Origin of the sequence: Breoghania corrubedonensis, assembly GCF_003053845.1 — a bacterium.
In the GTDB taxonomy this organism is placed as follows: domain Bacteria; phylum Pseudomonadota; class Alphaproteobacteria; order Rhizobiales; family Stappiaceae; genus Breoghania; species Breoghania corrubedonensis.
Window position 1 is genome coordinate 106,729 of sequence record NZ_QAYG01000012.1, and the last position, 26,734, is coordinate 133,462.

Annotated in this window: 26 protein-coding genes; 15 read left to right on the forward strand and 11 right to left on the reverse strand. The window is 64.4% G+C overall.

The genetic code is table 11. From position 1 onward, the window contains the following. Positions 1 to 94: 94 nt before the first annotated feature. Entirely contained in the window at positions 95 to 355 is a 261-nt protein-coding gene (locus tag C8N35_RS21535; RefSeq protein ID WP_107991797.1) for a BolA family protein, read from the reverse strand. 169 nt (positions 356 to 524) lie between these two features. Here C8N35_RS21535 and C8N35_RS21540 point away from each other — a divergent pair, with 169 nt between their 5' ends. The 5 genes from C8N35_RS21540 to C8N35_RS21560 all read left to right on the forward strand — a co-directional run bounded on the left by C8N35_RS21540 (position 525) and on the right by C8N35_RS21560 (position 7,208). Beyond that, entirely contained in the window at positions 525 to 1,130 is a 606-nt protein-coding gene (locus C8N35_RS21540; RefSeq protein ID WP_107991798.1) for a J domain-containing protein, read from the forward strand. 379 nt (positions 1,131 to 1,509) lie between these two features. Further along, positions 1,510 to 2,496, forward strand: coding sequence for a cobaltochelatase subunit CobS (gene cobS / locus C8N35_RS21545; RefSeq protein ID WP_107991799.1), 987 nt, complete (start codon positions 1,510 to 1,512; stop codon positions 2,494 to 2,496). A gap of 23 nt (positions 2,497 to 2,519) precedes the next feature. After that, on the forward strand, positions 2,520 to 4,418 hold the full coding sequence (gene cobT, locus C8N35_RS21550; protein WP_107991800.1) for a cobaltochelatase subunit CobT: 1,899 nt from the start codon (positions 2,520 to 2,522) through the stop codon (positions 4,416 to 4,418). Beyond that, entirely contained in the window at positions 4,415 to 5,536 is a 1,122-nt protein-coding gene (locus C8N35_RS21555) for an esterase-like activity of phytase family protein (RefSeq protein WP_170122212.1), read from the forward strand. The genes cobT and C8N35_RS21555 overlap by 4 nt, the downstream gene beginning before the upstream one ends. A 382-nt stretch (positions 5,537 to 5,918) precedes the next feature. Beyond that, a complete protein-coding gene (locus tag C8N35_RS21560; protein ID WP_245926913.1) occupies positions 5,919 to 7,208 on the forward strand; it encodes a DUF2778 domain-containing protein in 1,290 nt (429 codons plus the stop codon). 125 nt (positions 7,209 to 7,333) lie between these two features. On the opposite strand, the gene C8N35_RS21565 is transcribed toward C8N35_RS21560, so the two are convergent. Beyond that, the gene (locus C8N35_RS21565; protein WP_245926916.1) at positions 7,334 to 9,403 is read right to left on the reverse strand and encodes a S9 family peptidase; all 2,070 of its coding nucleotides are present in this window, start codon (positions 9,401 to 9,403) and stop codon (positions 7,334 to 7,336) included. 288 nt (positions 9,404 to 9,691) lie between these two features. Between C8N35_RS21565 and C8N35_RS21570 the strand changes: the two genes are divergently transcribed. After that, entirely contained in the window at positions 9,692 to 11,164 is a 1,473-nt protein-coding gene (locus tag C8N35_RS21570) for a diguanylate cyclase (RefSeq protein ID WP_170122213.1), read from the forward strand. A gap of 70 nt (positions 11,165 to 11,234) precedes the next feature. Here C8N35_RS21570 and C8N35_RS21575 read toward each other — a convergent pair whose 3' ends face one another. Beyond that, a complete protein-coding gene (locus C8N35_RS21575) occupies positions 11,235 to 11,828 on the reverse strand; it encodes a pyroglutamyl-peptidase I (protein ID WP_107991805.1) in 594 nt (197 codons plus the stop codon). Positions 11,829 to 11,831: 3 nt separating this feature from the next. Continuing rightward, a complete protein-coding gene (gene meaB / locus C8N35_RS21580) occupies positions 11,832 to 12,824 on the reverse strand; it encodes a methylmalonyl Co-A mutase-associated GTPase MeaB (protein ID WP_107991806.1) in 993 nt (330 codons plus the stop codon). Positions 12,825 to 12,966: 142 nt separating this feature from the next. Here meaB and C8N35_RS21585 point away from each other — a divergent pair, with 142 nt between their 5' ends. Both C8N35_RS21585 and C8N35_RS21590 read left to right on the forward strand, forming a co-directional pair. Continuing rightward, complete coding sequence (locus C8N35_RS21585; RefSeq protein WP_146177458.1) at positions 12,967 to 13,524, forward strand: EF-hand domain-containing protein; 558 nt, start codon at positions 12,967 to 12,969, stop codon at positions 13,522 to 13,524. A 251-nt stretch (positions 13,525 to 13,775) separates the two neighbouring features. Next, a complete protein-coding gene (locus C8N35_RS21590; protein ID WP_107991808.1) occupies positions 13,776 to 14,183 on the forward strand; it encodes a DUF4332 domain-containing protein in 408 nt (135 codons plus the stop codon). A 160-nt stretch (positions 14,184 to 14,343) separates the two neighbouring features. Here C8N35_RS21590 and C8N35_RS21595 read toward each other — a convergent pair whose 3' ends face one another. Continuing rightward, positions 14,344 to 14,961 (reverse strand): DUF1131 family protein, encoded by a 618-nt coding sequence (locus C8N35_RS21595; protein ID WP_107991809.1) that lies wholly within the window; start codon positions 14,959 to 14,961, stop codon positions 14,344 to 14,346. A gap of 253 nt (positions 14,962 to 15,214) precedes the next feature. Next, positions 15,215 to 16,777 (reverse strand): helicase HerA-like domain-containing protein, encoded by a 1,563-nt coding sequence (locus tag C8N35_RS21600; RefSeq protein WP_107991835.1) that lies wholly within the window; start codon positions 16,775 to 16,777, stop codon positions 15,215 to 15,217. A 320-nt stretch (positions 16,778 to 17,097) separates the two neighbouring features. Here C8N35_RS21600 and C8N35_RS21605 point away from each other — a divergent pair, with 320 nt between their 5' ends. After that, the gene (locus C8N35_RS21605) at positions 17,098 to 17,481 is read left to right on the forward strand and encodes a hypothetical protein (RefSeq protein WP_107991836.1); all 384 of its coding nucleotides are present in this window, start codon (positions 17,098 to 17,100) and stop codon (positions 17,479 to 17,481) included. Between the two features lie 370 nt (positions 17,482 to 17,851). Continuing rightward, on the forward strand, positions 17,852 to 18,388 hold the full coding sequence (locus tag C8N35_RS21610) for a hypothetical protein (RefSeq protein WP_107991810.1): 537 nt from the start codon (positions 17,852 to 17,854) through the stop codon (positions 18,386 to 18,388). A gap of 33 nt (positions 18,389 to 18,421) precedes the next feature. Here C8N35_RS21610 and parA read toward each other — a convergent pair whose 3' ends face one another. Then, positions 18,422 to 19,078: a ParA family partition ATPase gene (gene parA / locus C8N35_RS21615; protein ID WP_107991811.1), complete on the reverse strand. Its 657-nt coding sequence runs from the start codon at positions 19,076 to 19,078 to the stop codon at positions 18,422 to 18,424. A gap of 255 nt (positions 19,079 to 19,333) precedes the next feature. After that, positions 19,334 to 19,996 carry a response regulator gene (locus C8N35_RS21620; protein WP_107991812.1) on the reverse strand — a complete coding sequence of 221 codons (663 nt, stop codon included), beginning with the start codon at positions 19,994 to 19,996 and terminating at the stop codon, positions 19,334 to 19,336. A gap of 182 nt (positions 19,997 to 20,178) precedes the next feature. Between C8N35_RS21620 and C8N35_RS21625 the strand changes: the two genes are divergently transcribed. After that, positions 20,179 to 20,577 carry a hypothetical protein gene (locus tag C8N35_RS21625; protein ID WP_107991813.1) on the forward strand — a complete coding sequence of 133 codons (399 nt, stop codon included), beginning with the start codon at positions 20,179 to 20,181 and terminating at the stop codon, positions 20,575 to 20,577. Between the two features lie 31 nt (positions 20,578 to 20,608). On the opposite strand, the gene C8N35_RS21630 is transcribed toward C8N35_RS21625, so the two are convergent. Together C8N35_RS21630 and C8N35_RS21635 are read right to left on the reverse strand one after the other, a co-directional pair. Beyond that, positions 20,609 to 21,271 (reverse strand): haloacid dehalogenase type II, encoded by a 663-nt coding sequence (locus C8N35_RS21630; protein WP_107991814.1) that lies wholly within the window; start codon positions 21,269 to 21,271, stop codon positions 20,609 to 20,611. A 72-nt stretch (positions 21,272 to 21,343) separates the two neighbouring features. Next, complete coding sequence (locus C8N35_RS21635) at positions 21,344 to 21,784, reverse strand: VOC family protein (RefSeq protein ID WP_107991815.1); 441 nt, start codon at positions 21,782 to 21,784, stop codon at positions 21,344 to 21,346. 183 nt (positions 21,785 to 21,967) lie between these two features. On the opposite strand from C8N35_RS21635, the gene C8N35_RS21640 reads away from it, so the two are divergent. Together C8N35_RS21640 and C8N35_RS21645 are read left to right on the forward strand one after the other, a co-directional pair. Next, on the forward strand, positions 21,968 to 22,825 hold the full coding sequence (locus C8N35_RS21640) for a branched-chain amino acid aminotransferase (protein ID WP_107991816.1): 858 nt from the start codon (positions 21,968 to 21,970) through the stop codon (positions 22,823 to 22,825). 85 nt (positions 22,826 to 22,910) lie between these two features. Continuing rightward, a complete protein-coding gene (locus C8N35_RS21645; RefSeq protein WP_107991817.1) occupies positions 22,911 to 23,450 on the forward strand; it encodes a GNAT family N-acetyltransferase in 540 nt (179 codons plus the stop codon). A gap of 7 nt (positions 23,451 to 23,457) precedes the next feature. On the opposite strand, the gene C8N35_RS21650 is transcribed toward C8N35_RS21645, so the two are convergent. Next, positions 23,458 to 24,630, reverse strand: a complete 1,173-nt coding sequence (locus C8N35_RS21650) for a YbfB/YjiJ family MFS transporter (RefSeq protein ID WP_107991818.1) — start codon at positions 24,628 to 24,630, stop codon at positions 23,458 to 23,460. A gap of 184 nt (positions 24,631 to 24,814) precedes the next feature. On the opposite strand from C8N35_RS21650, the gene C8N35_RS21655 reads away from it, so the two are divergent. Further along, positions 24,815 to 25,672, forward strand: a complete 858-nt coding sequence (locus tag C8N35_RS21655) for a DUF6159 family protein (protein WP_107991819.1) — start codon at positions 24,815 to 24,817, stop codon at positions 25,670 to 25,672. Positions 25,673 to 25,976: 304 nt separating this feature from the next. Further along, positions 25,977 to 26,579 carry a superoxide dismutase gene (locus C8N35_RS21660; protein ID WP_107991820.1) on the forward strand — a complete coding sequence of 201 codons (603 nt, stop codon included), beginning with the start codon at positions 25,977 to 25,979 and terminating at the stop codon, positions 26,577 to 26,579. Positions 26,580 to 26,734 lie beyond the last annotated feature (155 nt).

Below are 26,734 nucleotides of genomic sequence, written 5' to 3' on the forward strand. Positions count from 1 at the left end.
TCCTGCCCAAAGGCAGCCCCGCAACCTCTCCCACGGGGAGAGGTGTCCGGCGGGTTCTCCATCTTTGTGCACCGTTTTGCGGAAAATTCCCGCGTTACTCCGCCCGGGTCTTGATCGCCAGCGCGTGAACCCCATTATTGAGTTCCTCGGCCAGCACCTCGTTGACCATGCGGTGTGCCTCCACCCGGGACTTGCCTGCGAAGGCCTTCGACACCACCTCGATCCTGAAATGTGTTTCCCCCCCTTCCTTCCAGCCGGAATGGCCGGCATGTCTGTCCGACTCGTCGATCACGCCGAGTTCGGTGGGAGAGAAGGCCCGGGTGAGCTTTTCCTCGATTGTCGCCTTTGTCGTCATGGTTGATGCCCTTGTTGGTAACCCTGTCAATCTAGGGTGTGTCCCCCCTAGCCTGACGCGAACCGCCCGACTATCTTCGCAGGATTCGTGCCGGGCGCTCCTGTATCGCCCCCGGCCCAGCTTGTGCCATGGTCGTCGGCCCTGTGTCACTGGATCATAGTTCGTCGTTATGAAACTCGATTCGAAGATCTTCGACAGCATACGGATCAAGCCGGACAAGGCGCGCCGGGAAGCCGAGCGGGCACCGATCTGCCAGTGGGAGGGGTGTGACCGGCCCGGCACGCACAAGGCTCCGCGCGGACGCGGCGCGGAAGGCCAGTATCTGCATTTCTGCATCGACCATGTGCGCCTCTACAACAAGAGCTACAACTATTTCGACGGCATGGACGACACCCAGGTGCGCGCCTACCAGAAGGACGCCCTGACCGGTCATCGTCCGACATGGAAGATGGGCACCAACAAGGAGCCCGAGGAAAGCAAGCCCTTCCGTCGTACCTGGAATGCGGATGCGAACGATCCGTTCGATTTCTTCGACGACAACGCCAAGTCCCGCCGTGCCCAGCCGCGCCGGCGCAAGGTCAAGGTGCTGGAAAAGCGTTCGCTGGAAACCCTCAATCTCGATGAGACCGCCGATGGTCCCGCCATCAAGGCGCGGTACAAGGAACTGGTGAAGCAACTCCACCCCGACGCGAATGGCGGCGACCGCTCGACCGAGGAGCGCCTGCGCCAGATCATCCAGGCCTACAACATCCTCCGCCAGTCGGGCTTGTGCTGAAAACGCCTTGCGGGACGGAGGCGCCGGGGGCAGAAATCGGCGGCAAATCGGGGCGTGTATCCTTTGCTGGCGCGTGCTGTTCCGCGTTTGGGCACACCGCTTTGAGGCGGTTTTGCGCCATCGCGGCGAATGTATGACGAAGGAGCGCTCAAAAGCCGTTCCCGCAGTGCACACCGGCTCTGGAACTTTTCCGGATCATGGCCTAACCTGCGGCGAACACCGCCCTCAACTGCGGGCGCGAGCGCGCCGGACCTCATGAGGGACGGCGACCAGAACGGCGCTCGAGCCCGGTACGCGCACACTCCCGCCTGCGCAGGACGAGAGCTCCGAACATTTGACTTTGACCCCAGCCCGCGACAGACGGGCATGTGGAGGACCGATGACGGACCAGACAACGACAAGCGCCGAAATGCCCGACATGAAGATTTCGGTTCGCCAGGTCTTCGGGATTGAGAGCGATCTGGAAGTGCCCGCATATTCCGCAACCAGCGAGCACGTTCCCGAAGTCGACCCGGATTACATTTTCGATCGCGCCACGACGCTCGCGATCCTGGCCGGTTTCGCCCGCAACCGCCGCGTCATGGTCACCGGCTATCACGGCACCGGCAAGTCGACCCATATCGAGCAGGTCGCCGCCCGCCTCAACTGGCCGTGCGTGCGTGTCAACCTCGACAGCCACATCTCGCGCATCGACCTGATCGGCAAGGACGCCATCATCGTGCGCGATGGCATGCAGGTCACCGAATTCCGCGACGGCATCCTGCCCTGGGCCTACCAGAACAATGTCGCGCTGGTCTTCGACGAATACGACGCCGGCCGTCCGGACGTGATGTTCGTCATCCAGCGCGTGCTGGAATCGTCGGGCCGGCTGACGCTGCTCGACCAGTCGCGCGTCATCCGTCCGCATCCCGCCTTCCGCCTCTTCGCCACCGCCAACACGGTGGGCCTGGGCGATACCTCGGGCCTCTATCACGGCACCCAGCAGATCAACCAGGCCCAGATGGACCGCTGGTCGATCGTCGCCACGCTGAACTACCTGCCGCACGACAACGAGGTGAACATCGTTCTGGCCAAGGCCAAGCACTACCAGAACGAGGAAGGCCGACAGACCGTCTCCAAAATGGTGCGCATGGCCGACATGACCCGGAACGCCTTCGTCAACGGCGATCTGTCCACCGTGATGAGCCCGCGTACAGTCATCACCTGGGCGGAAAATGCCGACATCTTTGGCGATCTCGGCTACGCCTTCGTCGTCACCTTCCTCAACAAGTGCGACGAGATGGAACGGTCCGTTGTTGCGGAATTCTATCAGCGCTGCTTCGGCGAGGACCTGCCGGACTCCGCTGCCAACGTGGTTCTGTCGTAAACGCCGGTCGGAGATTTCAGGCAATGGCGTCGAATTCGGGACGTGGCAAGGGCGAAAACGCGAACGAACCGTTCAAGCGGGCGGTCGGCGCAACCATGCGCGCGATATCGGGCGAGGCGGAACTGGAGGTTGTCTTCTCCTCCGACCGCTCCTCGCTCGCCGGGCAGAAGGCGCGGCTGGCGGAGCTTCCGCGCAAGCCGAGCGCACATGATCTGGCGGTCACCCGCGGCCAGGGTGATGCGATGGCCCTGCGTCTGGCCTGTCACGATGCCAAGGTGCATCGTCAGTACGCCCCGGAAGGTCAGGAGGCGCGTGCCGTCTACGAGGCGGTGGAACAGGCGCGCTGCGAATCCATCGGCGCGCGCCGCATGTCAGGGGTCGCGGACAATCTTTCCGCCATGCTGGACGAGCGATACGTGCGCGCGGGCTATGCCGACGTGACCGAGCGCTCGGAGGCGCCGCTTGAGGATGCGGTCGCGCTGATCGTGCGCGAAAAGCTGACCGGCAAGGCTCCGCCCGTTTCCTCCCTTCCTGTCGTCGACATATGGCGCAGCTGGATCGAGGATCGCGGCGCGACCGCCCTTGAAAACCTGCAGTCGCGCATCGACAACCAGAAGGACTTCGCCACCGGCGTGCGGTCCCTGCTCGCGGCCCTCGAACTTGCCGAGGATATCGGCGATGAGAACGAGGATCAGGACGACGACCAGCAGCCCGAAGGCGGCGAGGACCAGAGTTCCGAAAGCTCGTCGGGTGAAAGCGAAGAGATGGAGGGCGAGGACAGCGCCGAAGCCCAGGAAAGCGAGGTACCCGGTTCGGAGGAGCAGACCGGCGAAAGTGAAGCGGGCGACACCTATGCCGACGATTTCCAGGATCAGGAGGGCGATGCGGAGGCCGAGGATGCGGGCGAGGCGCAGCGCCCCGACCAGCCGCTCAGCAACCAGCCGCAATCCGATTACAAGGTCTTCACCGCCCGGTTCGACGAAACCGTGCTGGCGGAGGACCTGTGCGAGGCGGCCGAACTCGACCGTCTGCGCGCCTTTCTCGACAAGCAGCTCGTCAACCTTCAGGGCGCCGTCTCGCGGCTCGCGAACCGTCTGCAACGCCGGTTGATGGCGCAGCAGAATCGGTCCTGGGATTTCGATCTGGAAGAGGGCATCCTCGATCCGGCCCGCCTGCCGCGCCTCGTCATCGATCCGATGCAGCCGCTGGCCTTCAAGCAGGAGAAGGACACCAACTTCCGCGACACCATCGTCACGCTGCTGCTGGACAATTCGGGTTCCATGCGCGGACGTCCGATCACCGTTGCGGCGGCTTGCGCGGACATTCTGGCACGCACGCTGGAGCGCTGCGGCGTGAAGGTTGAGATCCTGGGCTTCACGACGCGTGCCTGGAAGGGCGGGCAGTCGCGCGAAGCATGGCTCGGCGCCGGCAAGCCGGCGACGCCCGGTCGCCTCAACGACCTGCGCCACATCATCTACAAGGCGGCGGATGCGCCCTGGCGGCGCTCCCGGCGCAATCTCGGTCTGATGATGCGCGAGGGACTGTTGAAGGAGAACATCGACGGCGAGGCGCTTGAATGGGCGCACACGCGGCTTCTCGGGCGGCCCGAGCAGCGCCGCATCCTGATGGTGATCTCCGATGGTGCGCCGGTCGATGACAGCACGCTCTCGGTCAATCCGGGCAACTATCTGGAGCGGCATCTGCGCCACGTCATCGAGGCGATCGAGACGCGCTCGCCGGTGGAACTGATCGCCATCGGCATCGGCCACGACGTGACGCGATATTATCGCCGTGCGGTAACAATCGTCGATGCGGAGGAACTGGCCGGCGCGATGACCGAGCAGCTCGCCGAACTCTTCGAGGAAATGCCCGCCCATGGCGGACGTCATGGCGGACGCGGCAGTCATCGCAGGCGCGCGTGAGCGTGAGGGGTGTTGCGGGCGCAAGGTCCGCGGCATCATCGCGCCGTGCCGGTGCCGGGTGGGCTGCGGCACTGGCCGCGGCATGGCTCATTGTCTTCGCGGGTCCGGTCCTTGCCAAGGATCGCACGACGCTTGCGCCCGGCCGGCACGATCTGCAGATGCGCTTCGAGCCGCTCCCCTCCTTCAAGCTGCGCGATCATGAGCGCACGCGCTTTGGTGCGCTGAAATGGCTTGGCGGCGGCGTGCTGTCCTCGCCCAATCCGCATATGGGCGGGCTTTCAGGGCTTGAGGGGCTCGACGGCGGCCGCCGCATGCTCTCCATCTCCGACAATGGCCTGTGGTTTTCGTTCGATCTGGATATCGACGGGAATGGCGCGCCGGTCGGCATCGGCAAGGCCTGGGTCGCGCCGATGCTGGACAAGGCCGGCAACCCGATGATCCGCAAGTCGGAGGCGGATAGCGAAGGCCTGGCGCTGCGCCCGCGCGCCGGTGGCGGCAACGACTATCTCGTCTCCTTCGAGGGCGTCCCGCGCATCTATGCGTATCACGACGAGACGGCCCTGCCGGATACCGGCCAGTTTCCCCTGCCGGGCGATATCCGTCGTCATCTGGGCTCCAACCGGGGGCTGGAAGCGCTGGCCTATGCCACCACCGGCCCGCTGGCAGGTTCCACCGTCGCCATCGGTGAACTGGACAAGCTGAGGGACGACCGGCTGCCGGGCTGGATCTTCGACGCGCACGGCAAGCGGGTATCGTTCTCGCTGCTGTCAAGCGACAACTACGCCGCGACGGATGCCGCCTTTCTGCCCGGTGGCGATCTATTGCTGCTGGAGCGGCGCTTCAATCTGGCGCAAGGGGTGGGCATGCGCATCCGCCGGTTTCCCGCCGCAAGGCTCAAGGGCGCCGATGGCCTTGAAGGCAAGGTGCTTGTGGAAGCCGATCTCTCCTATCAGATCGACAATATGGAAGGTCTCTCGGTCGACGTGGACGAGGCCGGCCGCGTGTTGCTGACGGTGATTTCCGACGACAACCGCTCGATCCTGCAACGCACGCTGCTGCTGCGTTTCGAACTGGTGGAGAGCGACGGCGAGGCCCCAAGGGCGAAACCGGTGCAATAGAGCCGGGTGATCGGGAGCGGTTTCTTGCCGCACGGTCGTCCACCGGAACGACGGCGGGGCGTGTTCGCTCAGATGGATTTCTGCCCGCTGCTCAACGCGCTACCGCATCGGACCTTGTTGATGCGAGCCACCCTGTTTCCGCAAGTCTGGTAACCAATTTATTCGAATCGCGCTTCTGTCGGGAAATGGCCGGAAAACCGCCACTTTTTCACGCTTTTGGTTTGAAAATGCAAAGGGCGTGTAAACGTCTTGGTTACCAAGATATCTGACAGTCGTTGCCGTAGTCAGCCGAAACACCCGGCTCAGCGGAGTTGCCGCTGCCGGTGTTCAGTATCGAGTAAGCGGCACCGTACGGCCGCCAGATATGCCAGTCTGGACCCGCATGTTTTTGAGTAATAAGCCGTCCGGTCTACCCGAGGGGCAAGCGCACGCGCACCTTCGCGCGCCGCGCGCCGGACTTGCCGTCGCCTGCGTCGCATTCGCGGGGCTCGCCTTTGCGCTCACCCTTTCGGGCGCGGCGATGACCTTCGTGTCGGTTTCCTCCGAGCACCGGATGAGTGCGGATGCGCGGACCTTTTCATCGATAATAACGCCGACGCCGGGCTATCGTTCCGCGAGCGTGTCCCCCGCCGTTCTGGCAGGCCGCGACCGCGCCGCGCGGGCGAAGTCTGCCCGCCTTGAGGTCGACAGCGACACGTCCGCCCGCTTCGAGAGCCTGTCCGAGCGCGTGAGTGAGGAAAGCGCCCAGACCGCACGGCCGCTTTCCATCCAGAAGGCGGCGGAGATCGCACTGGCCGCGGAACTCGCCAAGCGGGTTCTTACCCGCCGGCTGCTGGCCGCACGCGGCGAGGATGTCGGCGACGCGCCTGAAGAGGCCCCCATCCAGCTCGCCTCTCTCGAAGAGGATCCGGGTGACGACGAGGTTGTCCTGGAAATTCCTCTTTCCCGCCCCGAGGCTCCCGTCTCCGAGGAGCCCGAGCCGAAGCCGTCGATCGAGGCGGAGGCTTCCGGTGCGACCGTCGCCGAGGCAGAGGTCGAGGTGGAGGTTGAGAAGGCGCCGACGGTTGCCGAACTGCTGCCCGAGATCGCGCCGGTCCCGAACCGCCGGCCCGATGTGCCGCGAAACCGCACCGCTGGCCGGAGCGGCGGCAAACCCACGGTGCTTGCCTATGCGCGGGCCGAGGATCCCGAGGATGACGAGGGCGGCGTTTTCAGCGGGCTGAAGAAGGTGTTCAGGTCCGACGCCACGGCTCTGCCGGGCCATGGCAGCGGCATCGCCGTCTACGACATCAAGGCCGCCACCGTCTACATGCCCGACGGCCGCAAGCTCGAAGCCCATTCCGGCCTCGGTCACATGAAGGACGATCCGCACTTCACCGACCGTCGCATGGTCGGCCCGACGCCGCCCAATATCTACAATTTGCGCATGCGAGAGGCACGTTTCCACGGCGTGGAAGCCATCCGCATGCTGCCGACGAACCGTTCGGCGATGAAGGGCCGCGACGGCATCCTCGCCCACACCTATATGCTGCGCGGCACCAACGGTTCGAACGGCTGCCTGGTCTTCAAGCACTACGAGCGCTTCCTCGCCGCCTTCAAGTCCGGCAAGGTCAACAAGATCATCGTCGTGCCGGATCTCTCCCACCTGCCGACCTATATGGCCTCGCTGTGAGTTGCGGGCGCGATGTTTGACGATTGACGGGACGGTCAGGTCACGAGCGTGAGCGACTTGTTCCGATCATGGCTCGAAAAACCGCCGCAAGGCGGCCCGCCCGAAGGCAGGCCGCATCCGGTGCCTTACGCCTTGCCCGCGATCTTCAGCGCGAACGCCCAGTTGAAGGCTACTTCCTTCAGCCGGTCGAAGCGGCCCGACGCCCCGCCGTGTCCGGCGTCCATGTTGGTCTTCAACAGCAGCAGATTGTCGTTGGTCTTCCTTTCGCGAAGCGTCGCCACCCACTTGGCCGGTTCCCAGTAGGTCACGCGCGGATCGGTCAGCCCGCCCACGGCGAGGATCGCCGGGTAGTCCTGCGCCGTCACATTGTCGATCGGCGAATAAGCGGCGATGTAGCGATAGGCCGTCTCGTCCGCGATCGGGTTGCCCCATTCCGGCCATTCCGGCGGGGTCAGCGGCAACGTGTCGTCGAGCATGGTCGAAAGCACGTCGACGAAGGGAACCTCGGCGATGATGCCGGCGAAGAGATCCGGCGTACGGTTGGCGACGACGCCCATCAGCATGCCTCCGGCCGATCCGCCCTGCGCGATGATCTTGCCGCGTGCGGTGAACCTCTCCTTCGCCAGATGCTCGCCGGCGGCGATGAAATCGGTGAAGGTGTTCAGCTTGCGCTCGCGCCGCCCGTCCGCGTACCAGGCAAAGCCCTTGTCCTTGCCGCCGCGGATATGCGCGACCGCATAGACGAAGCCGCGATCGACCAGCGACAGCGCGTTGGTCGAGAAGCTCGCCGGGATCGAAATGCCGTAGGAGCCGTAGCCGTAGAGAAGGCACGGCGCGGTGCCGTTGAGCGGCGTGTCCTTGCCGTACAGCAGGGTGACGGGCACTTTTTCACCGTCGTCCGCCGTCGCCATCACCCGGCGCGTGACGTAATCGTCCGGGTTGTGGCCGGACGGCACCTCCTGCTCCTTGCGAAGCGTGCGTTCGCGAGTGTCCATGTCGTAGTCGTAGACCCGCGTCGGCGTCGTCATCGAGGAATAGGAGAAGCGCAACAAGGTGGTGTCGAACTCGTAGCCGCCCCCGGCCCCCAGCGAATAGGCTTCCTCGCCGAAGGCGATCTCGTGCTCGATGCCGTCCGCCAGCCGGCTGATGACGATGCGCGGCAGCGAGTTTTCCCGTTCCAGCCGCACCATGTGGTTTTCGTAGAGCGTCAGCGAGAGGATCAGCCGTCCCGGTGTGTGCGCAACGAGATCGTTCCAGTTCTCGCGGCCCGGCGCATCGGCGGGCGCGGTGACGATCTTGAAGTCCGGGGCACCATTGGCGTTGGTGAGGATGTAGAACGTGTCGCCGCGATGCTCGATGTCATATTCCTCGCCGGTCTTGCGCGGGGCGGCGAGCTTCGGTGCACCGGTCGGCTCGTCCGCGTCGATCAGCCAGCACTCCGACGTCTCGTGATCGTGGATGTCGATGGCGATGTACTTGCCCGACTGGGTCTTTCCGACGCCGACGAAGAATCCGGGGTCCTTTTCCTCGTACACGCACACGTCTGCCTCCCGCGATGTGCCCACGGTGTGGCGGAAGACCTTGCAGGGCCGGTGATTGGCATCGAGCCAGACGTAGAACAGCGTCGCGCCGTCATTGGCCCAGACCGTGCCGCCGCTCGTCTCGGGGATCTCGTCCGAAAGATCCTTGCCGGTCGCCGCATCGCGCACGCGCAGGGTGAAAAACTCTGAGCCCGCTTCGTCGCTCGACCAGGCGACGAGCTTGTGGTCGGTTGAATGATCGACACCGGCAAGCCGGAAATAGGCCTTGTCCCTGGCCAGTTCGTTGGCATCGAGAAGAACGGTTTCCTCGCCGCCCTCGCGCGGTGTGCGCACCACCATCGGGTGCTGGGCGCCTTCCTCGTAGCGCGTGGCATAGGCATAGGGGCCGTCGGGCGCGGGCACGGAGGAGTCGTCCTGCTTGATGCGGCCTCTCAGCTCTTCGAACAGGGTTTCCTGCAACGCCTGCGTATCGGTCATCGCCGTATCGGTGTAGGCGTTCTCCGCTTCCAGATAGGAGCGGATGTCGGCGGCGAGCAAGCCCGGGTCGCGCATCACCTCCTGCCAGTTGTCGGCTCTCAGCCAGGCATAGTCGTCGGATTTCGTGATGCCGTGGTGCACGGCGGCGGAGAGGCGCTTTTCAGCCCGCGGAGGCATCTTTGTCTTTTCCATGGAAGGGGAGGTAACCACGCTTTGCATCGATGGCAAGAGGCAGCCGGCCTTGGGCCCGGTGCCTTTCGTTATGGCAAGGTTAAGCCATTCGAAATTGACAGAAATGACTGCGCGCAAACACTTGCGTCCCGCGCAAATCCGTCGGTCTCCTTTTGTTTTGGAAATGCTTTCAATTTTACGGGTTCGCTTCACGCGACCTTAGAAGCGAGTCGCCTTATTGGCTCTCGCGGGTCGCATCGGTGTCTCGCGATGCAATGGAAGCGGGATGGACAAGTGACGCGAACGTCTTCGGGAAAACTCAGACGCAGTTTCGAGATAGCCGGAGCTGCTGTGGTTCTGCCGCTGCTGGTGGTGTTCCTGTCGAATTCGCTGTGGGGATACCTGCCGCTGAGCCGCGACGTCGCGAAGGTTCCCTATTACGTGCAGGCCACCAGCGCCATGCGCAGTCTGCAGGTATCGGTGCTGCGTGCCGCGCTGATTGTCCAGACCCGGCTTGCGTCTGCGCAAGACCTGGCCCGAACGTCTCCCGACGACGGCGATCTGGCATCCTCGTTCAGCGATGTCAGTCACAGTTTTGCGGCGGTGCGCCGCGCTGTCGGAGAATGGCCGGCGGTGCAGGAGCAGACCTATCATGTCTATGCCCGCTGGCTTGAGGTTCGTGAGCAGGCGCGTGCTCTGATCGGCCGGAGAGATTCGTCCACCCCATTGCGAAGTGACCTGCGGATCACCGATACGCGGGCCCCTGCGCTCGGCGAAGCGTTGCCGGACGGGGGCGCTTCAGGCTCGGAACCGGCTGATAACGGGCTGGCGCTGCGCCTCGCCGCGATCGACGATGTGCCGGGCGGGGTCGCCACCGCCGACCTGCAGGCCTTCGATTCCGGCATCTCACTCCTCAGCGCGCGTATCGAGGACATGATCGCGGTTGTGTCGAACGACGTGAACGCGCGTCTCGACGAGGGGCGGCGTTCCAGCCAACGCGTCTACGGCCTGACGATATCCATCGGCCTGATGGTCATCATGTTCATCATGTATGTGAATATCAGGCTGGCGCGCTACGTGGTCGATCCGGTCAACGGTATTGTCGGTTCGATTGCCGATTTTCGCAGCGGCGACTATTCCGCGCGCACCGGCGTGAACCGTCGCGACGAGATCGGTGCGCTCGCCGATGCCTTCAACGACATGGCGGCGAACATCGAGCAGACCCACGCGCACCTGTCCTCGCTGACCGAGCGCGATCCGCTGACCGGCATGCTGAACCGGCGCGGGTTCGATCCCCGCTTCGACCGCCACCTCCAGCAGGCGGAAGTCGCAAATCGCGAATTGGCGATCATCATGGTCGATGTCGATCATTTCAAGAAGGTCAACGACAGTCATGGACACGCGGTCGGTGACGATGTCCTGGTCGCTGTTTCCGACACGATCCGCAACTGCCTGCGCGCCGGCGACTTTTCCGCCCGGTTGGGCGGCGAGGAATTCGTCGTCTGCCTGCCGGACGAGGGGCGAGAGACTGGCCTGACGGTCGCCGAGCGATTGCGCGAGGCGGTCTCTCGCGTGCCGTTCGTCGATAACGATGGCAACGAATTCTCCGTAACCATCAGCGCAGGCGTCGCGGTCTATCCCGAATGCGGGCGGTCTCGCGGCGAGATCCTGCAGCGCGGCGACGAAGCGCTCTATGCCGCCAAGTCCAGCGGCCGCAACCGGATACAGCTCGCCTGCGCCAACGACGCATGGCGCAAGGCGGGGTAGGGGCGCGGTGCGAGGGGGCGGCCCTTTTCACCGGCATGTCTCAGTAAAGCGGCAGCCCGTCGGCGGGGTCTCAGCGGGCCAGCCGCCCGGCAACCTCTTCCACGATGGTGCGGCCCACGCGCTCCAGATCGTCAATCCCGATGCTGGTTCGCTCGCCCACCTGCGGCACGTGAACGAAGGTCGACGCAAAGCCCGCCGCAAGGCTGGACCAGAGTGTGGCGTTGCACACGTAGTCGCCGGCATCGCGGGAGGTACGCACCGGCAAGCCGGCCTTGTGGACGGCCTCGATCAGGGTTCCTGCCGGAACGGTCGCTGGCCGGCAGCGAGGACCATCCGGGTCCAGCAGCTTGTGCGGATAGCAGAAGCCGGCCGCATCCGCGCGCTGCGTCGAGGCGATATTACGCGCGCGCGTCTCGATCGAGATCATGCGCCGTCGGCCGGCAACGCCGAAATGGATGATCGCATCCGGCGCATGGGTCGCGTACAGGCGCGGCAGGTCCTCCTCCAGCATGGTCCAGATGACGGGAAGCACGCAGAAGACCGCGTGGAAGGGAGACGCCAGTTCGGGCGGGTTCGCGCGGAGCCGTTCGATCAAAGCCTCGCTCGGGTTGGTTGCGACACCGGGAAACGTCCCGAACCCGGTTACCAGTATCGTCCCGACCATCGTTCAGATCCCCATGGCTTGGGCAACTCGGCCCACGGCGGCCGATGCCGCGAGATTGCCCTCGCGCACATCGCGCTCCAGGTCCGGCAGTATTCCCGCAACTTTCGGATTGGCCTTCATCGCTTCCATCAACCGCGTTTCCAGCATCGCCCACAACCACGAAACCTGCTGCCGCGCCCGGGTGGCGGCGAATTCACCACTTTGCGTGGTCAATGTGCGGTGGCGCTGGATTTGCGACCACATGTCTTCAAGCCCCTGGTTGGCCAGTCCGGAAACGGTGACAACGGGCGGCGCCCACACTGACGAGCGCGGCGCCAGGATGTGCAGCGCCGCGCGGTATTCGCCGGCCGCCGAGCTCGCGCGCGCAGCGCCCTCGCCATCCGCCTTGTTCACCGCAATCATGTCGGCTATCTCCAGCACGCCCTTCTTGATGCCCTGCAATTCGTCCCCCGCGCCCGGCAGCATCAGCACCAGGAAAAAGTCCACCATTTGCGCCACTGTCGTCTCCGACTGTCCGATGCCGACCGTCTCGACCAGAATTACGTCAAAGCCGGCGGCTTCGCACAAGAGCATGGTCTCGCGTGTTTTCGCCGCAACCCCCCCGAGTGTTCCCGAAGAGGGGGAGGGGCGGATGAACGCATTGCGATCTATCGCGAGCCTTGCCATGCGGGTCTTGTCGCCCAGGATGGAACCGCCGGTGACCGCCGAGGAGGGGTCGACCGCCAGCACAGCCACCTTGTGTCCGGCCGCCGTGAGGTTGGAGCCAAGCGTATCGATGGTTGTCGACTTGCCGACGCCGGGCACGCCGGTGATGCCGATGCGATGCGCCTTGCCGGTTTCGGGCAGGATCGCCTGCAGCAGTTCCTCGGCCTGTTTGCGGTGCGCTGGCTTTTTCGATTCCACCAGCGTGATCGCACGGGCGAGCTTCGCCCGGTTGCCGGCCAGCAGGCCGTCCGCCAGTTCCTTCACGCGGGCTTTTTCGGATTCGCTCAACATGTTTCCTGCCTAGCGCAAAGCTGCGGAGACGTCACCTCGAAGCAGCGCGAAGAGCAAAGCGCGTTGCGTATTTTCAATGACGTGAGGGCAGAACAGTCTACCGTGCAATCGGGGGATGGTGAAAAAGAGAAAGGACGGTCTCATGACAATGCGTACCAGCATGCTCCTTTCAGGCGTCGTCGCGCTTGCGCTCGTCGGCGCGGTGCAGGCTCAGCCCTGTTGGAACGGGGGTGGCCCCGGATACGGCCAAGGTCAAGGCTATGGCCAGGGGTGGGGAGCCGGTCCCGGTTATGGCCAAGGCTACGGACAGGGTTCCCAGCAAGGCGGTGGCCGGGGAATGATGTTCCGCTTCTCCGTTATCGATGTGAACGGCGATGGCGTCATCACGGCCGACGAAGCGGCGACCAACGCGGAAGATGTCTTCGCCGCGATGGACGCCGACGATGACGGTATGTTGACCAAGGACGAGTTCATGACCGTGCGCATGGGCCCGCAGATGGGCTGGAACCAGGCCCGGCAAAACGCCCGGCAGGCCGCCAAGGCTGATCGTTTCGCGGTGATGGATGCGAATGGTGACGGCAAGGTCACCAAGGCCGATTTCCTCGCAGCCGCAAGGGCTCGCTTTGAAAAGGCGGACGCGGACAAGGACGGCAAGGTCAGTCCCTGGGATTTCCGCTCGATGCGCAGTATGACCCGCTAACCTGTTCGCAAGACAGGAATGACGGACTTCCGGCGCGTGACGAAGGTTTCACGCCGGAAGGCGTATGCCTGCTTCCACAATTGCTTGCGAAATGCCCGAGAACGGTGCCAATCTACCGTAAGGGACGGTCGCTCTCGGCCCGTGCGCAGACGGAGCCGACGGGATCCCCAATGGAATGACGCGAGGATTTGTACCCGCGCGCACTTGGCGTGCGCTTTGCGGGCAGGGCAGCACATACGGAAAGCAGGACCATGTCATATCCGATTGCCGAGATTGAAGGAATTGGGCCCACTTACGCGGAGAAGCTGAAAACCGCCGGGATCAAGACGACCGACGCCTATCTGGACCGCGCCAAGGACCCCAAGGGCCGCAAGGCGCTTGCGGAGGAAACCGGGATCGAGTCCTCCCGCATCCTCAAATGGGCGAATATGGCCGACCTGATGCGGATTAAGGGTGTGGGCGAGGAATATTCGGAGCTTCTGGAAGCCGCCGGTGTCGACACGGTGAAGGAACTGAAGATGCGCCGCGCCGACAATCTCGCCGCCAAGATGGCCGAGGTCAACGAAACGAAGAAACTCGTGCGCCAGGTGCCGGGCGAAAGCCAGGTCGCCGCCTGGGTGGAAGAAGCCAAGGCCTTGCCGCCGATGATGACGTACTGAGCGGCGGCGACCTTTCGTCCGGGCGTTGAAGTGCGCTCGGCGTCCGATCGGTAGCATCGCGACAATCACGTGCGGAGACCCGCGGTCACCTGCGGGCCGACCGCCTTTGCAAAGCGTGAAGCCGTCGCGCCGCGTCCGCGCTCCCCCTCGGTCCCGCCTCTCAGGACTTTGGTGCCGTCCACACGATGCGTTGCAGCGTTGCGCTATCGAGTTCGTCGCGCGGCGGCAGCCTGTCGAAGGGGCCGTCATACTGGGTCACCGCGAAGATGAGTTCCACATTCGGTGCGCCGCGTGCCGGACAGATCGCCATGTCCCGCCACAGGTTGCGTCCGACCCGGCACCGCGAAACCGGGATTCCCGTCTTGTCGAAGCGCATGCCCAGCCGCTCGCCGTTGGGGCCTTCGATATCGGGTGATACGCCGTGGATCTCGCCGATCTTGCCACCGTTCCCCTTGAGCACCTGCAACACCTGGAAACCGTCGTGGAAGACGCCGGTCGTCCACAAGGTGCGGTCTTCCTCGGCCATCTGGATGGGCTGGGTGGTGAAGCCGGGCAGCGCCGCCTCGATCGTCTTGGTCGAATAGGGTGTGGAGGCGTCGAGTGGACCGACATTGGTCGCCGTGATCGTCACGAGTGTAACCGCATCCGGGTCCGGTTCCGGCACTGAGCCGCCGAAGGAAGTGATGTCGCCGGAAACGGAACAGCCGCCGAGCAGCGGTGCCGCGGCGGTGAGAAGCACGATAAGGGCGAAGCGGGAAAGCGAGGTGCGAAAGGTCATGCGGAGGGCTTTTACACGGGATTGAGCGCGACGAAAACGCCCTCGATGGCAGGGACGCGAAAAGGGCGGTACGGGCGGCGCGAAATGGTGGAAAAGATGCGAACCGGCCTGCAGGCAGGTCGGTGGCTGGCACAGGGGCGCTGCCCGGCTGGCTGGGCAACACTTTCGCCTGCAATGGTTTGGAAGTACACAAGCCTTCAGGGCGACTTGCCGTCGCGCATCGGGGGCATGTGCGCTCTCGAAATCAGCGCGTTCAGCCTCCGCGCTTCAGCGAGCCCAGAAGCCCGCGCACCAGCGCCCGGCCGAGCGAGGATCCGATCGAGCGCACCACCGCCTTGACCGCTGTTTCGGCGACACCCTGGCGTTGCGAACGCCGGGTGGTGGCGCGTGTGCGCGCCGTCGTCTGCGGTCGGTCGTCACGGCCGAAATCGGGCACCGTGAAACCGGTGCGCGTGCGCTTGACCCTGCCGCCTTGCGCGCGTTGCTCGTCTTCCCGCTCGCGCTGTCGGTCTTCGTGCACGACCTTTTCCAGCGCGCGGCTTTGCAGGATTTCGTAAGCGGATTCGCGATCGCGCGTGCGGTCGTAGCGGCCGAAGAGGGGGCTCGCCTGGATGGCCGAGCGCAATTCCGCCTGCGTCAGCGGCCCGAGCCGGGATGAGGGCGGGCGGATCAGCGTACGTTCCACCATCGAGGGAACGCCCTTGCCGCCGAGTGTGGAGACAAGCGCCTCGCCGATGCCCAGTTCCGTGATCACCGTGGCCGTGTCGAGAGCCGGGTTCGGACGGAAGGTTTCCGCCGCCGTCGTCACCGCCTTGCGTTCGCGTGGCGTATAGGCGCGCAACGCGTGCTGGATGCGGTTGCCGAGCTGGGAAAGGACGCTTTCCGGCACATCTTGCGGGTTCTGCGTCACGAAGAAGACACCGACACCCTTGGAGCGGATCAGCCGGACGATCTGTTCCACCTTCTCCAACAAGGCCTTGGGGGCCTCGTCAAAGAGCAAATGCGCCTCATCGAAGAAGAACACGAGCCGAGGCTTGTCCGGATCGCCAACCTCGGGCAGTTCCTCGAACAGCTCCGACAAGAGCCACAGCAGGAACGTGGCATAAAGCCGGGGAGCGCCCATCAGCTTTTCCGCCGCCAGCACGTTGACGACGCCGCGCCCGTCGCTGGTCGTGCGCATCAGGTCGCCGATGTCGAGGGCGGGTTCGCCGAAGAAGGCATCTCCGCCTTCGCGCTCCAGCACCAGAAGTTGGCGCTGGATGGCGCCGACGGAGGACTTCGAGACGTTGCCGTAGACGAGCGACAGCTCCTTCGCGCGCTCGCCGATTTCGGAAAGAACCGCCCTCAGATCCTTGAGATCGAGCAGCAACAATCCCTCGTCATCGGCCAGTTCGAAGGCGATGTTGAGCACGCCCTCCTGCGTGGGGTTGAGATCCATCAGCCGGGACAGCAGCAGCGGCCCCATCTCCGAGATGGTGGTGCGCACGGAATGGCCGTTGGCGCCGAAGAGATCCCAGAAGACCGTCGGAAAGTTGTGGTAGCCGTAATCGTCGAGGCCGATCTTGTCCGCCCGTTCGGCCAGGAACGGCTTGGCATCGCCGGGCGCGGCGAGGCCGGACAGATCGCCCTTGATGTCGGCGCAGAAGACCGGAACTCCGGCATCGGAAAAGCCCTCGGCCAGGATCTGCAACGACACCGTCTTGCCGGTGCCGGTCGCACCCGCGATGAGCCCGTGCCGGTTGGCACGCTTGAGGTCGAGGAATTGCGGCTGCGGAGCGTCGCCTTGCGGATTGAACGATGCGCCCAGGAAGATCATGCCGTCGCTTTTCACTCGAGAAATCTCCTCCACACGGGCTGCGCAGGGCAGCCGTCACACCGCTCGATGCCGGTCTTTCAGAATCACTTGCGTATCATGCTTGGGTACGTTGCAGAACGGAAGCGTGTCCGGCGATCATTGGCGGAATCAAGGGCTTTCGCGCGGTTGCCAGCCATATCGGCGAGGGGCACGAGTGCCTTTCCACCGCAGTTGACGTTGTGTCAGTTGCATGCGGTGCTAGGCTCATGTCACATGACGGCGAGGTGCGGCGGAAACGCGTCTCGTTCACTGGTGAACTATTGCGCGCTTCGGAGGATTTCATGGAAGAACTGATCAACCGCATCTGTGCCAAGGCCGGCATCAGCGAGGATACCGCCCGCGAGGCTGTCGGCATCATCCTGAGGTTCCTGCACAAGGACGGGCCGACGGACAAGGTGGATCAGGTGATCGACGCCATCCCCGGCGCCCGCGCCTTTCTGGAAGGCGGCGACGGCGGCAAGAAGGGCGGCTTCCTCGGCGGGCTCGCCAGCATGACCGGCATGGGAGCCATGGGTGCGCTCAACGAGCTGACCAATGTGGGGCTTTCCATGGGCGAAGTGCAGACGGTGACCCGGCAGGTCGTCGCCTACGCGAAAGAAAAGGCCGGCGACGACATCGTCGACGACATCATCGAGTCCATCCCGGGGCTGTCCCAGGTCGTCTGACCGGGCGTTCGCGGCAAGGGGGATGCATACAGATCCCCCTTCATTCCGCGCCAACAGATTACGCCATGGATACGGCTTTGAGGCGGGGCTGGCGGGGCCGGGCTGGCGGAAAAGCCGGGCGAAACATAACCAGATACCATGTGCGGCCATCTTTTGAGGCGGGCGCAGAAGCGTGTCTTGAAAGATGGACCGTCTGTTCCCGCGAGGACATGAAACACGCAAGCGCGGGGGGGGGCATTGGGCGCTTCACCGTGTGAGGACTGTCCGCTCGCCTCACAGTTGCGTGAGCGCTCATCACATCTTGTGCGTGGTAGCCTGGTGTTAAGCGCGCCGCGCGACTCTGATCCTGACGTAACGCGATATGCGGGTGATGTCCGCCGGGATCAACATGGTCGCTCCCCTCAGCGCATCGCTGACCTCCTCCGTATCCGGCAGTCTTTCAAAAGCTGGCGATCCGCAGGAGGCTGCGCGCAAGGAGCAGGCCCGCATCAAGGCGGAGATCCTGTCCGCCCGATCCGAGCAGCAATGCGCCACCTGCGAGGGAGACAAGGCGACGCTCGACGAGCAGATCGCGACGCTGGAGACCCGTCTGCGGCAGGTTCTGTCGAATGCTAGGGTGGAGCCCGCCCAGGCCGCCAGCGAAACCGACGATCCGGCCTCGGCGACGAGCGAGGCGGGGCGCGATGCGCTGTCCGCCACTGCGGCAGCGGATGGACCCGCCGTGCTGATCGATCTCGCGACGGCGGAACGCGCCCGGCAGGGGGCGGCAGCTGACGATGTCGCGCAGGCGGAGGGAAATGTCACCGCTGTGCACCTCGCGCGGGCGAATGGCCCGCTGGCAGCCATGTTGGCGTCGCGCCCGGCCGCCGCGCTCGCCATCGGTTCCGTTCTCGATATTTCCGTTTGAGCGAAGCGGCTTTGCGTCGGCAAGGCCCGGCGTTCAGGCCGCCTGACGTTCTCGCAGGAGTTTTTTCACTTCCTCCGCGAGTGCCGCGACTTCTTCCGCCGCCTTGCTGTTGGGGGCGCTTTCGGTGACGGTCAATCCGTCGCCCATGGATGCCGCAAACGCCACGCGGTTGCCAAGCCGCGTGTGCGCGGTCATCGGCGAGAGTTTGGAAAGCGCTTCGACCATTTCTCCCGTGAGCGCCGAGCGCGGCGGAACACGGTTCAGGACCAGCGTCGCGGGCACGTTTTCCGCTGCCGCCATGTCCAGCGTCTGCGCGCTCGCCCACACGTCGACCGGCGAGGGCTGCACGGGAATGGCGACAAGGTCGGCCACTTCGATCGCGGGACGCGCCTCGCGGTCGGATTTCGGCGGGGTGTCGATGATGACGTAATCGTATTCGCGTGCGAGCGCGCGCGCCTCGCGCCGGGCCCCCCAACCGCTGGCGGTTCGGAACATGAGCCCCGTCGCGTCCTCGCCGAGCGTCGCCTCGCGCGCTTCCAGCCATTCGCCAAGGCTTCCCTGAGGATCCACGTCGAGCAGCGCCACGCGGATGCCGCGCCTTGAGGCAAGGGCGATCGCGAGATGCGCCGTCAGCGTCGTCTTGCCGGAACCGCCCTTTTGCTGGGCGATGGTGATGATCCTGCCTGTCATGTCGGTTGCCTCTCCCGCCAGAGCGCGCTCGCCTCTCTCACGCCCGGCCTTCCCACAGTGCCTTCCGCATCGGCAACCCTGACACTTTCCGCGTTGCAGCGAAAGGCCTGCGAAGCCGGCGTCAGACAAAAGTCGCGTTTGTGCCGGGGGGCTCGAAAGGCTGCGCTGTCGAAGGGACGAAGCGGGGTATGGGCGCGCAAGCGCGCGGTTCGGGCAGTGCGGGGCCCGGAAGAGTGCGGAGTCTGGAGGGGGCGTTCAGCCGTTGGCGCGGCGCAGATTGGCGCTCGAGTCCAGTCTGTAGCTGTCGATCACCTGTGCCCCGCGCACGAGCAGCACGTCCATGTTCGCGCCCTCCGGCGCATTGCGGTGGAGCGCTTCCAGCGCGTCGCGCGAAACCGGACCGTTCTCGGTGAACAGCTGAAAGCTGCCCTCTCTGCGCCGGTCCTCGCCGGCATAGTCTGACATTACACGCCGGCGCCGGTCCGGTCCGCAGTAGCCCGACGGAGAGCGTATGTAGACGCGCGGGCGCTCCAGCAGCCGTTTCAGTTCGCCGAAGAGCTGTCGCCGCCGCACCGGTTTGGGGATGGAGCTGTCAAAGCCTGCTTTCACCGCCTGGTGCATGAGCACGGCATCGCCCTTCGCACTCATCAGCACGAGTGGCAGGTAGCGGTTGAATTGCGCGGTGTCACAACGGATACGGTTGGCGAATGCCAGCGCGGAAGCCTTTGGCAGGTCGCTGTCGATAAGCACGGCATCGACCGCGTTCGCGCGCAGCCATGACTGCGCGGCTTCCGCTTCGTCGATTGTCGTCGTGGCGGCGACGCCGATGTCGTGCAGCATCTGCTCGAGCAGCATGCAGAAGCTGGGGCCTTCAGCGATGATCAGGACGGAGGGACCAAGGGCATGTGGGTGCTGCATCGAAAAATTCCCAAGAGGAACTTTCGCGATGATAGAACCGCCGGGTTAAGGAGCGGTTTGTCGTCCGACGTTTGTTGCGCGGGGTGAATTGCGGTTGTCCATGCCATACATCCGTCGCGAAAGATGCTATTGAATCATCGCAGCGAGACACCCTTTGCGGGCAAGCGAGACCGGGAGCGACCATGCGGCACGAAGCGCACGAGATCATGGATCATTCGAAGCGGAACGATCGTCGGGAGACCGGATCGCGGCGGCGGTTGCGCTGGCCGGTCCTGGCGGCCGCCGGCCTCGCGCTGGTCCTCGCCGGCTGCTACGGCGCTTCCACCTACTACGACCATCGCTCCGGATGGGTGTTCGACCCCACCGGCACCGAACTCGATTGCTCCATCGTGGCGAAGAACAGCGCGCCGGGCACCTACTGGCGCGGTCTCGCCGGCGGCAGGCTCTTCCTGGGCCCGCACGAGACGCGCAACATCGCCCGTGAGGCCTGTTTTCCCACCGAGGGGCAATGTCAGTACTGGCTGACCCAGATGAGCGCGGCGCTGACCCGCATGACCACAGGGGAATGCACGCGGCGCTAGCGCGCTTGTCGCTCGCCCGCGTGAGTGAGCGTCAGCCCAGTGCCGTCAGTCCGTTGAGGTCCTGAAGCACCGCGTTGGGCGGCAGGTCGTGATATTCCTCCGGCATGCCGGCCCGGTTGATCCACACGGTGCGAAAGCCGAAGGCCGTGGCACCGGCGATGTCCCAGCGGTTCGACGACTGGAACGACACGGCTTCCGGATAGATACGGAAGTGGTTCGTCACCATCTCGTAGACCCGTTCGTCGGTCTTGTAGACGCGCAGGGAATCGACGGAGAAGACCTCGTCGAGCACCCCGTCGAGCCCGGCGGCCGACACCGCGCCCGCAAGCATCGCCGGCGAACCGTTCGACAGAATGGCGAGCTTGGCGCCCGTGTCCTTCAGCTTCTTCAGGACTTGCGGCACCTCCGCGTAGCAGTCGAGCCGGTGGTAGGCATCGAGCAGCTGCGCGCGCATCGAGGCGTCCGCGGTGGGCACCGCCTTGAAGGCGAAATCGAGCGCCTGTTCGGTCAGCGTCCAGAAATCCTGGTAGCGGCCCATCATCGAGCGCACCCAGGAATATTCCAGCTGCTTGGCCCGCCACAGGGTGGAAAGCTGGGTGGCGTCCGGTCCCACGGCCTCCGCATGCTTGCGTACGGCGGCGTGAACATCGAACAGGGTGCCGTAAGCGTCGAAGACATAGGCGGAATGGGACATGAACGAACTCCTTGACGGTCGCGCCCCGAGAAGACCGCGTAGCGCACCACCCGTCAAGGTCGCGTGTCGCGCTTACGGCAACGTGACCCGGCCGGCTTCGTCCAGCGCAAAGCCGGGATTGAAGGCGATTTCCAGCAGGTGGCCGCTTCCCGGAATGCGCACATAGGACGAATAGCCGCCCCAGAAGACGCGCGTCGGACGCTTCAGCGGTTCGGCCCCCGCCGCCACGGCTTCTTCGAACGCCCGGTCGACGTCGGCCTCGCTGTGTCCGTTCCAGGCGATGGAGACGGGGATGAAGGCGTCGGGGTGGGCGTCGGCGTTGTCCGCCAAATCGGCGTCTTCGGCCAGCGCCTTGCGGCCGAACAGCGCGAGCGCCATCGAATCGCACTGGTAGAAGGCGATCGCCTCGCTTTCCACTGATGCGCGGCGCCAGCCGAGCCCTTCCTCGAAAAACGCGCGTGTGCGCGCAAGATCGTCGACGCCCAGTGTTACAAGGGTGATGCGTTGGTCCATTGTTGGCCCTTCCCAAGGGGTGGAAATTTGCGTATTTTCAATTGTTCGATTGGAACATAATGGGAACTAAAGCGCAATTCGGGATGATTGTTTCTCATATCGAGGATTGTGCATGCAGGCCTTGATCCCGGCCCGGCAAGGGCGTTTGATCGGGGCCTTCCGAGACAGAACAAGGATGGACTCATGACGGAACCGTCGCAGACGTGGAGCTGGATCGATGGCACCTGGGCGGACGGCAACCCCCTCATCGCCGGCCCCAGCACGCATGCCATGTGGATGGGCTCGAGCGTATTTGACGGTGCCCGCTACTTCGAGGGCGTGATGCCGGATCTGGCGCTTCATGCCGAGCGGGTGAACGCGTCCGCCCTTACCATGGGGCTGAAGCCGACCATGTCCGCCGGCGAGATCTGCGAACTCGCCTGGGAGGGCGTGAAGAAGTTCGAGCCGGGCACGGCGGTCTACATCAAGCCGATGTACTGGCCGGAGGGCAACGGCCTCGGCGTGATTTCGCCGGATCCGGAAACGACGCGTTTCTGCCTGAACCTGTTCGCCGCGCCGATGGCGCCGGAGGAGACGACCTTCTCCGTCACGCTGTCGCCCTACCGCCGCCCCACGGCGGAGACGGCGCCGGTCGATGCCAAGGCCGGCTGCCTTTATCCCAACAACGCGCGCGCCGTCCGCGAGGCCAGGGAACGCGGCTTCGACAACGCGCTCGTGCGCGACACGCTCGGCAACATCGCGGAGCTGACCAGCGCCAACATCTTCATGGCCAAGGACGGCGCGGTCCACACGCCCTATGCCAACGGCACGTTCCTGAACGGCATTACCCGCCAGCGCGTCATCAAACTCCTGCGCGATGCGGGTATCGATGTCTACGAGCGCAGCCTGGTCATGGACGACTTCATGGACGCCGACGAGATCTTCTCCACCGGCAATTACTCCAAGGTCATGTCCGTGGGGCGTATCGAGAGCCGCGAGATGCAGCCCGGTCCGCTCGCCAAGAAGGCTCGCGACCTGTACTGGGATTTCGCACACGCCTGAGCGGACACGCGACATTGTTAAAAGCCCGGGCCGCGTGTTGAACAACGCGTTTGCCCGGGCTGTTTTCCAGCCGGACCCACCAGCCATGCCTGCCATCCCTGAACTCGAGAGCGAGCGTCTTATCCTGCGCGCGCTCAGGGGCGATGATTTCGACGCCTACGCCGCGATGTGGGCCGACCCCCAGGTGACCCGCTATATCGGCAACGTGGCTTTGACGCGCGAGCAGTCCTGGACACGGTTCCTGCGTCAGGCCGGTGCCTGGGTCCATCTTGGGTTCGGGTATTTCGCCTTGATCGAGAAGGTGACCGGCGATTTTGTCGGCGAGGCCGGGCTGCAGGATCTGCATCGCGACATCGAACCCTCGATAGAGGGAATGCCGGAAGCAGGCTGGGTTCTGGCCCGTCACGGGCAAGGGCGTGGTCTCGCGGTGGAGGCGATGCGTGCCGTGCTTGGCTGGGCCGACCGCCCGCGCGGCCTTGAACGCACGGTCTGCATCATGGACGACGACAATGCGGCCTCGCGCAGGGTGGCGGAAAAGCTCGGCTACCGCGCCTATGCAGCGTCGCACTACGATGGAGCGGAAATCGCCATGTTCGAGCGCCCCGCAGGCCGCAGCGGAGCGTGACGCCCCCTTACCCGCGCTCCGGCGTGAGCGCCAGCGCGGCCGCGATCACCAATGCGACGGCGGCGGCGAGCGAGGGCAGCAGAAAGCTCCCCGTCGCGTCATAGGCAAAGCCCGCCAGCGTCGGGCCGACCATCTGCCCCAGTCCGAACGACGCCGTCATCAGCGCGAGGACAGAATGCGGGTTCCCGCGCGAGAGAAGGCGGGCCTGCATCAGCCCGATTGCGGTAATCGCGATGAAGGTGCCGCCGACCATCATCGCCGCCAGTACCACGACCGCGCCGGAATCCGAAATCACCGAGAGCGCCACCCCTAGCGCCTCCACCAGGCAGGCGATCGCATAGGTGCGCGCGTTGCCGATACGCCGGGCAAGCGCGCCCCAGAGCGCGACGGACGGCATGGCCGCGATGCCCACAGCCGTCCAGATCGCCGTCTCATAGGGACTGAGCGAGGCAGACATCCGCGCCATCGTGGAGATGAAGGTGGTGGTGATGACGTAGCCGAAGCCGAAGAGACCGTAACTGACATAGAGCGCGAGGAGCCGGCGGTCCGCAGGCTCGCCGGTCCGGGTCCGGGTATGCGCCGGTTCTTCCGCCTTCTCGATGAGAAGCGTGCAGGCGAGAAGGGCGAGCGCCGCGACGAGGCCGCTCGCGTACCACAGCATGCGCCAGTTCGCTCCGCTCGCCGCAAGTCCTGCCACCATCAGGGCCGAGCCGGAAATGCCAAGGCCCACACCTGAGAAATGCAGCGCCACCAGCCCCGGCCGTCCCGCCGCCGAAATCCGGTCCAGCACCAGCGCGGAGGCGAAGACCAGCACATAGGCGCTGGCGAGCCCGCTTACGAACCGGATGACGATGAAGGCGGCGACGCTGTCGAAAAGTCCCATCGCCGCCGTGGTGGCCGCCGAAATCGCCAGTGCCGTGAGAAAGATCGTACGCCGGTTTCCCGGCAGCAGTTCCGTCAGCCGGCCGGAGGCGGCCGCCAGCGCGCCGATCAGATAGGCCAGGAAATTGGCCGAGGCGATGAGCCCGCCTTGCGCGGGGCTGAGCCCCGCATCATGCACCATGAAGGGCAGGATCGGCGTGAATACGAACCGACCGATGCCCATGGCGGCGGCCAGCGAAAAAAGCCCGCCAAGAGCGACGGGCACGACGGAGGGGGAGGGGATGGACGCCTGCGACATTCTGACAAGGTAGCATGTCGGGCGCGCACGCCAAGTGCCTGGGGGCGTGGACCCGCAAATGAGCCAGGAATGGCGGAAAGCCGCCGTGGCGCCGCGTCTTCATCGAACCTTAGGGCCTGATCCGTTTCAATCGCCGCTTCAATACCGGTTTTACCGTTTGAGGCGCGGGCGAGGGGGCGGCGGTTTGTTCGACAGGTTCAACAGGGCGGTGGCGCTGAGCGGTGCATGCTGGCGGGTGCTGATGCTCGACAAGGAGATGCTGCTCTTTCCGTTGATGTCGCTGGTCGCCCTCGGTCTCGTGCTGGCCGGCGTGTTCGCGCCGGCCCTCGCTACCGGTGATCTCGCCCGCTTCCAGCAAGCGCTTGCCGAGAACCCTGACATCTACCAGAACCCGCGCGCGGTTATCCTGCTGTTCCTGCTCTATTTCCTGAGCTACTTCGTCATAACCTTCTTCAATGCCGGGCTGCTCGCCTGCGCGATGATCCGTCTGTCGGGCGATGATCCGACACTTGCCGACGGGATCCGCGCCGCTTTCCGCATGTTGCCGCAGATTTTTGCCTGGGCGCTCTTTTCCGCCAGCATCGGCATGTTGCTGAATTTCGTCGCCAGCCGGTTCAAGGGGCTGGGCCGTCTCTTCGTGGGCATTCTGGGCGCAGCGTGGTCGATCGCCGTCTACTTCGCCGTACCGGTGCTCGTGGTGGAAGGGGTGGGACCAATCAAGGCCGTGCGTCGCTCCATCACGATGATCCGCAAGACCTGGGGCGAGGCGCTCATCGCCAATGCGGGACTTTCCATCCTTTCCACGGTGTCCGTCTGGCTTGCCTGTCCCTTCATCGTCTGGGCAATTCTCAACTACGGGGCGGAGCCGTCGCTTTCGGTCTTCGTCTTCGCCTGCATAGCGTGCTGGATATTCGCGACCGGGCTGATCATTTCCACCCTTGATGCCATCCTGAAGGCCGCCCTCTGCGTCTACGCCTACGAGGGGCGCGTGCCGGAAAATTTCGATGCCGAGATCTTTCGCGACGCGTTTCGCGAGGAATAATCCAGGGCATTCAAAAAAATCGACCCGTGCGGCGTTCCCAATGGAACCGGACCGTCCCGCTTCGCATTGTTAAAATGACGAGCGGGTGCGATCTCGCCATTGCCGGGGGACGGACATCTACCTATGTTCCCTCACAACGGCGGAACGCGTTACCGCGCCCGCACCGCATTTCAAGTCGAGACGCAATCCCGGATCACGGACAACGCTCGAGACTCTGATACGGCCTGAACGGAACATGCGGCCCCCGAAAGGATCGCATGGCCCGCGAGGGCTCGCGTCTTTATCCATCGAAAGGAGGACCCAAATGGCGTTCGAACTTCCCGAACTTCCCTATGCCTACGATGCGCTCGCGCCCTACATGTCGGCCGAAACGCTGGAGTATCACCACGACAAGCACCATCAGGCCTATGTGACCAACGGCAACAACCTGCTGAAGGACAGCGGTCTTGAGGGCAAGTCGCTGGAGGACGTGATCAAGGAAAGCTTCGGCAAGAACCCGGGCCTCTTCAACAACGCCGCCCAGCACTTCAACCACATCCATTTCTGGAAGTGGATGAAGCCCAATGGCGGCGGTACGTCCATCCCGGGCGCCTTGTCGGCCAAGATCGACAGCGATCTGGGCGGCTACGACAAGTTCAAGGCGGACTTCTGCAACGCCGGTGCCACCCAGTTCGGTTCCGGCTGGGCCTGGCTGGTGCTGAACGGCGAGGGCAAGCTTGAGGTCACCAAGACGGCGAACGGCGAGAACCCGCTGATTCACGGCCAGAAGCCGTTGCTTGGCGTCGACGTGTGGGAGCACTCCTACTACATCGATTACCGCAACGCTCGGCCGAAGTACCTGGAAGCCTTCGTCGACAGCCTGATCAACTGGGAATACGTCGAGGAGCTGTACGAGGCGGCCAAATAAGCCGTTTCGAAGAACTGAATTTCGAGCAGGGGGCGGGCCGATTTGGCCCGCCGGTCTTCATTACATCCTAGATAAACCTCCACCTACGGTGGAGGACTGGACGAGTTCTACAATATAGGTGAGAGACCTCCATGCTTGAACCATTGGCGTGGTCA

Bases quoted from the DNA above. Each gene is read 5' to 3' on its own strand.
- C8N35_RS21535 (WP_107991797.1), bottom strand. From the start codon at position 355: ATGACGACAAAGGCGACAATCGAGGAAAAGCTCACCCGGGCCTTCTCT.
- C8N35_RS21540 (WP_107991798.1), top strand. From the start codon at position 525: ATGAAACTCGATTCGAAGATCTTCGACAGCATACGGATCAAGCCGGAC.
- cobS (WP_107991799.1), top strand. From the start codon at position 1,510: ATGACGGACCAGACAACGACAAGCGCCGAAATGCCCGACATGAAGATT.
- cobT (WP_107991800.1), top strand. From the start codon at position 2,520: ATGGCGTCGAATTCGGGACGTGGCAAGGGCGAAAACGCGAACGAACCG.
- C8N35_RS21560 (WP_245926913.1), top strand. From the start codon at position 5,919: ATGTTTTTGAGTAATAAGCCGTCCGGTCTACCCGAGGGGCAAGCGCAC.
- C8N35_RS21565 (WP_245926916.1), bottom strand. From the start codon at position 9,403: ATGCCTCCGCGGGCTGAAAAGCGCCTCTCCGCCGCCGTGCACCACGGC.
- C8N35_RS21575 (WP_107991805.1), bottom strand. From the start codon at position 11,828: ATGGTCGGGACGATACTGGTAACCGGGTTCGGGACGTTTCCCGGTGTC.
- meaB (WP_107991806.1), bottom strand. From the start codon at position 12,824: ATGTTGAGCGAATCCGAAAAAGCCCGCGTGAAGGAACTGGCGGACGGC.
- C8N35_RS21585 (WP_146177458.1), top strand. From the start codon at position 12,967: ATGACAATGCGTACCAGCATGCTCCTTTCAGGCGTCGTCGCGCTTGCG.
- C8N35_RS21590 (WP_107991808.1), top strand. From the start codon at position 13,776: ATGTCATATCCGATTGCCGAGATTGAAGGAATTGGGCCCACTTACGCG.
- C8N35_RS21595 (WP_107991809.1), bottom strand. From the start codon at position 14,961: ATGACCTTTCGCACCTCGCTTTCCCGCTTCGCCCTTATCGTGCTTCTC.
- C8N35_RS21600 (WP_107991835.1), bottom strand. From the start codon at position 16,777: ATGATCTTCCTGGGCGCATCGTTCAATCCGCAAGGCGACGCTCCGCAG.
- C8N35_RS21605 (WP_107991836.1), top strand. From the start codon at position 17,098: ATGGAAGAACTGATCAACCGCATCTGTGCCAAGGCCGGCATCAGCGAG.
- C8N35_RS21610 (WP_107991810.1), top strand. From the start codon at position 17,852: ATGTCCGCCGGGATCAACATGGTCGCTCCCCTCAGCGCATCGCTGACC.
- parA (WP_107991811.1), bottom strand. From the start codon at position 19,078: ATGACAGGCAGGATCATCACCATCGCCCAGCAAAAGGGCGGTTCCGGC.
- C8N35_RS21620 (WP_107991812.1), bottom strand. From the start codon at position 19,996: ATGCAGCACCCACATGCCCTTGGTCCCTCCGTCCTGATCATCGCTGAA.
- C8N35_RS21625 (WP_107991813.1), top strand. From the start codon at position 20,179: ATGCGGCACGAAGCGCACGAGATCATGGATCATTCGAAGCGGAACGAT.
- C8N35_RS21630 (WP_107991814.1), bottom strand. From the start codon at position 21,271: ATGTCCCATTCCGCCTATGTCTTCGACGCTTACGGCACCCTGTTCGAT.
- C8N35_RS21635 (WP_107991815.1), bottom strand. From the start codon at position 21,784: ATGGACCAACGCATCACCCTTGTAACACTGGGCGTCGACGATCTTGCG.
- C8N35_RS21640 (WP_107991816.1), top strand. From the start codon at position 21,968: ATGACGGAACCGTCGCAGACGTGGAGCTGGATCGATGGCACCTGGGCG.
- C8N35_RS21645 (WP_107991817.1), top strand. From the start codon at position 22,911: ATGCCTGCCATCCCTGAACTCGAGAGCGAGCGTCTTATCCTGCGCGCG.
- C8N35_RS21650 (WP_107991818.1), bottom strand. From the start codon at position 24,630: ATGTCGCAGGCGTCCATCCCCTCCCCCTCCGTCGTGCCCGTCGCTCTT.
- C8N35_RS21660 (WP_107991820.1), top strand. From the start codon at position 25,977: ATGGCGTTCGAACTTCCCGAACTTCCCTATGCCTACGATGCGCTCGCG.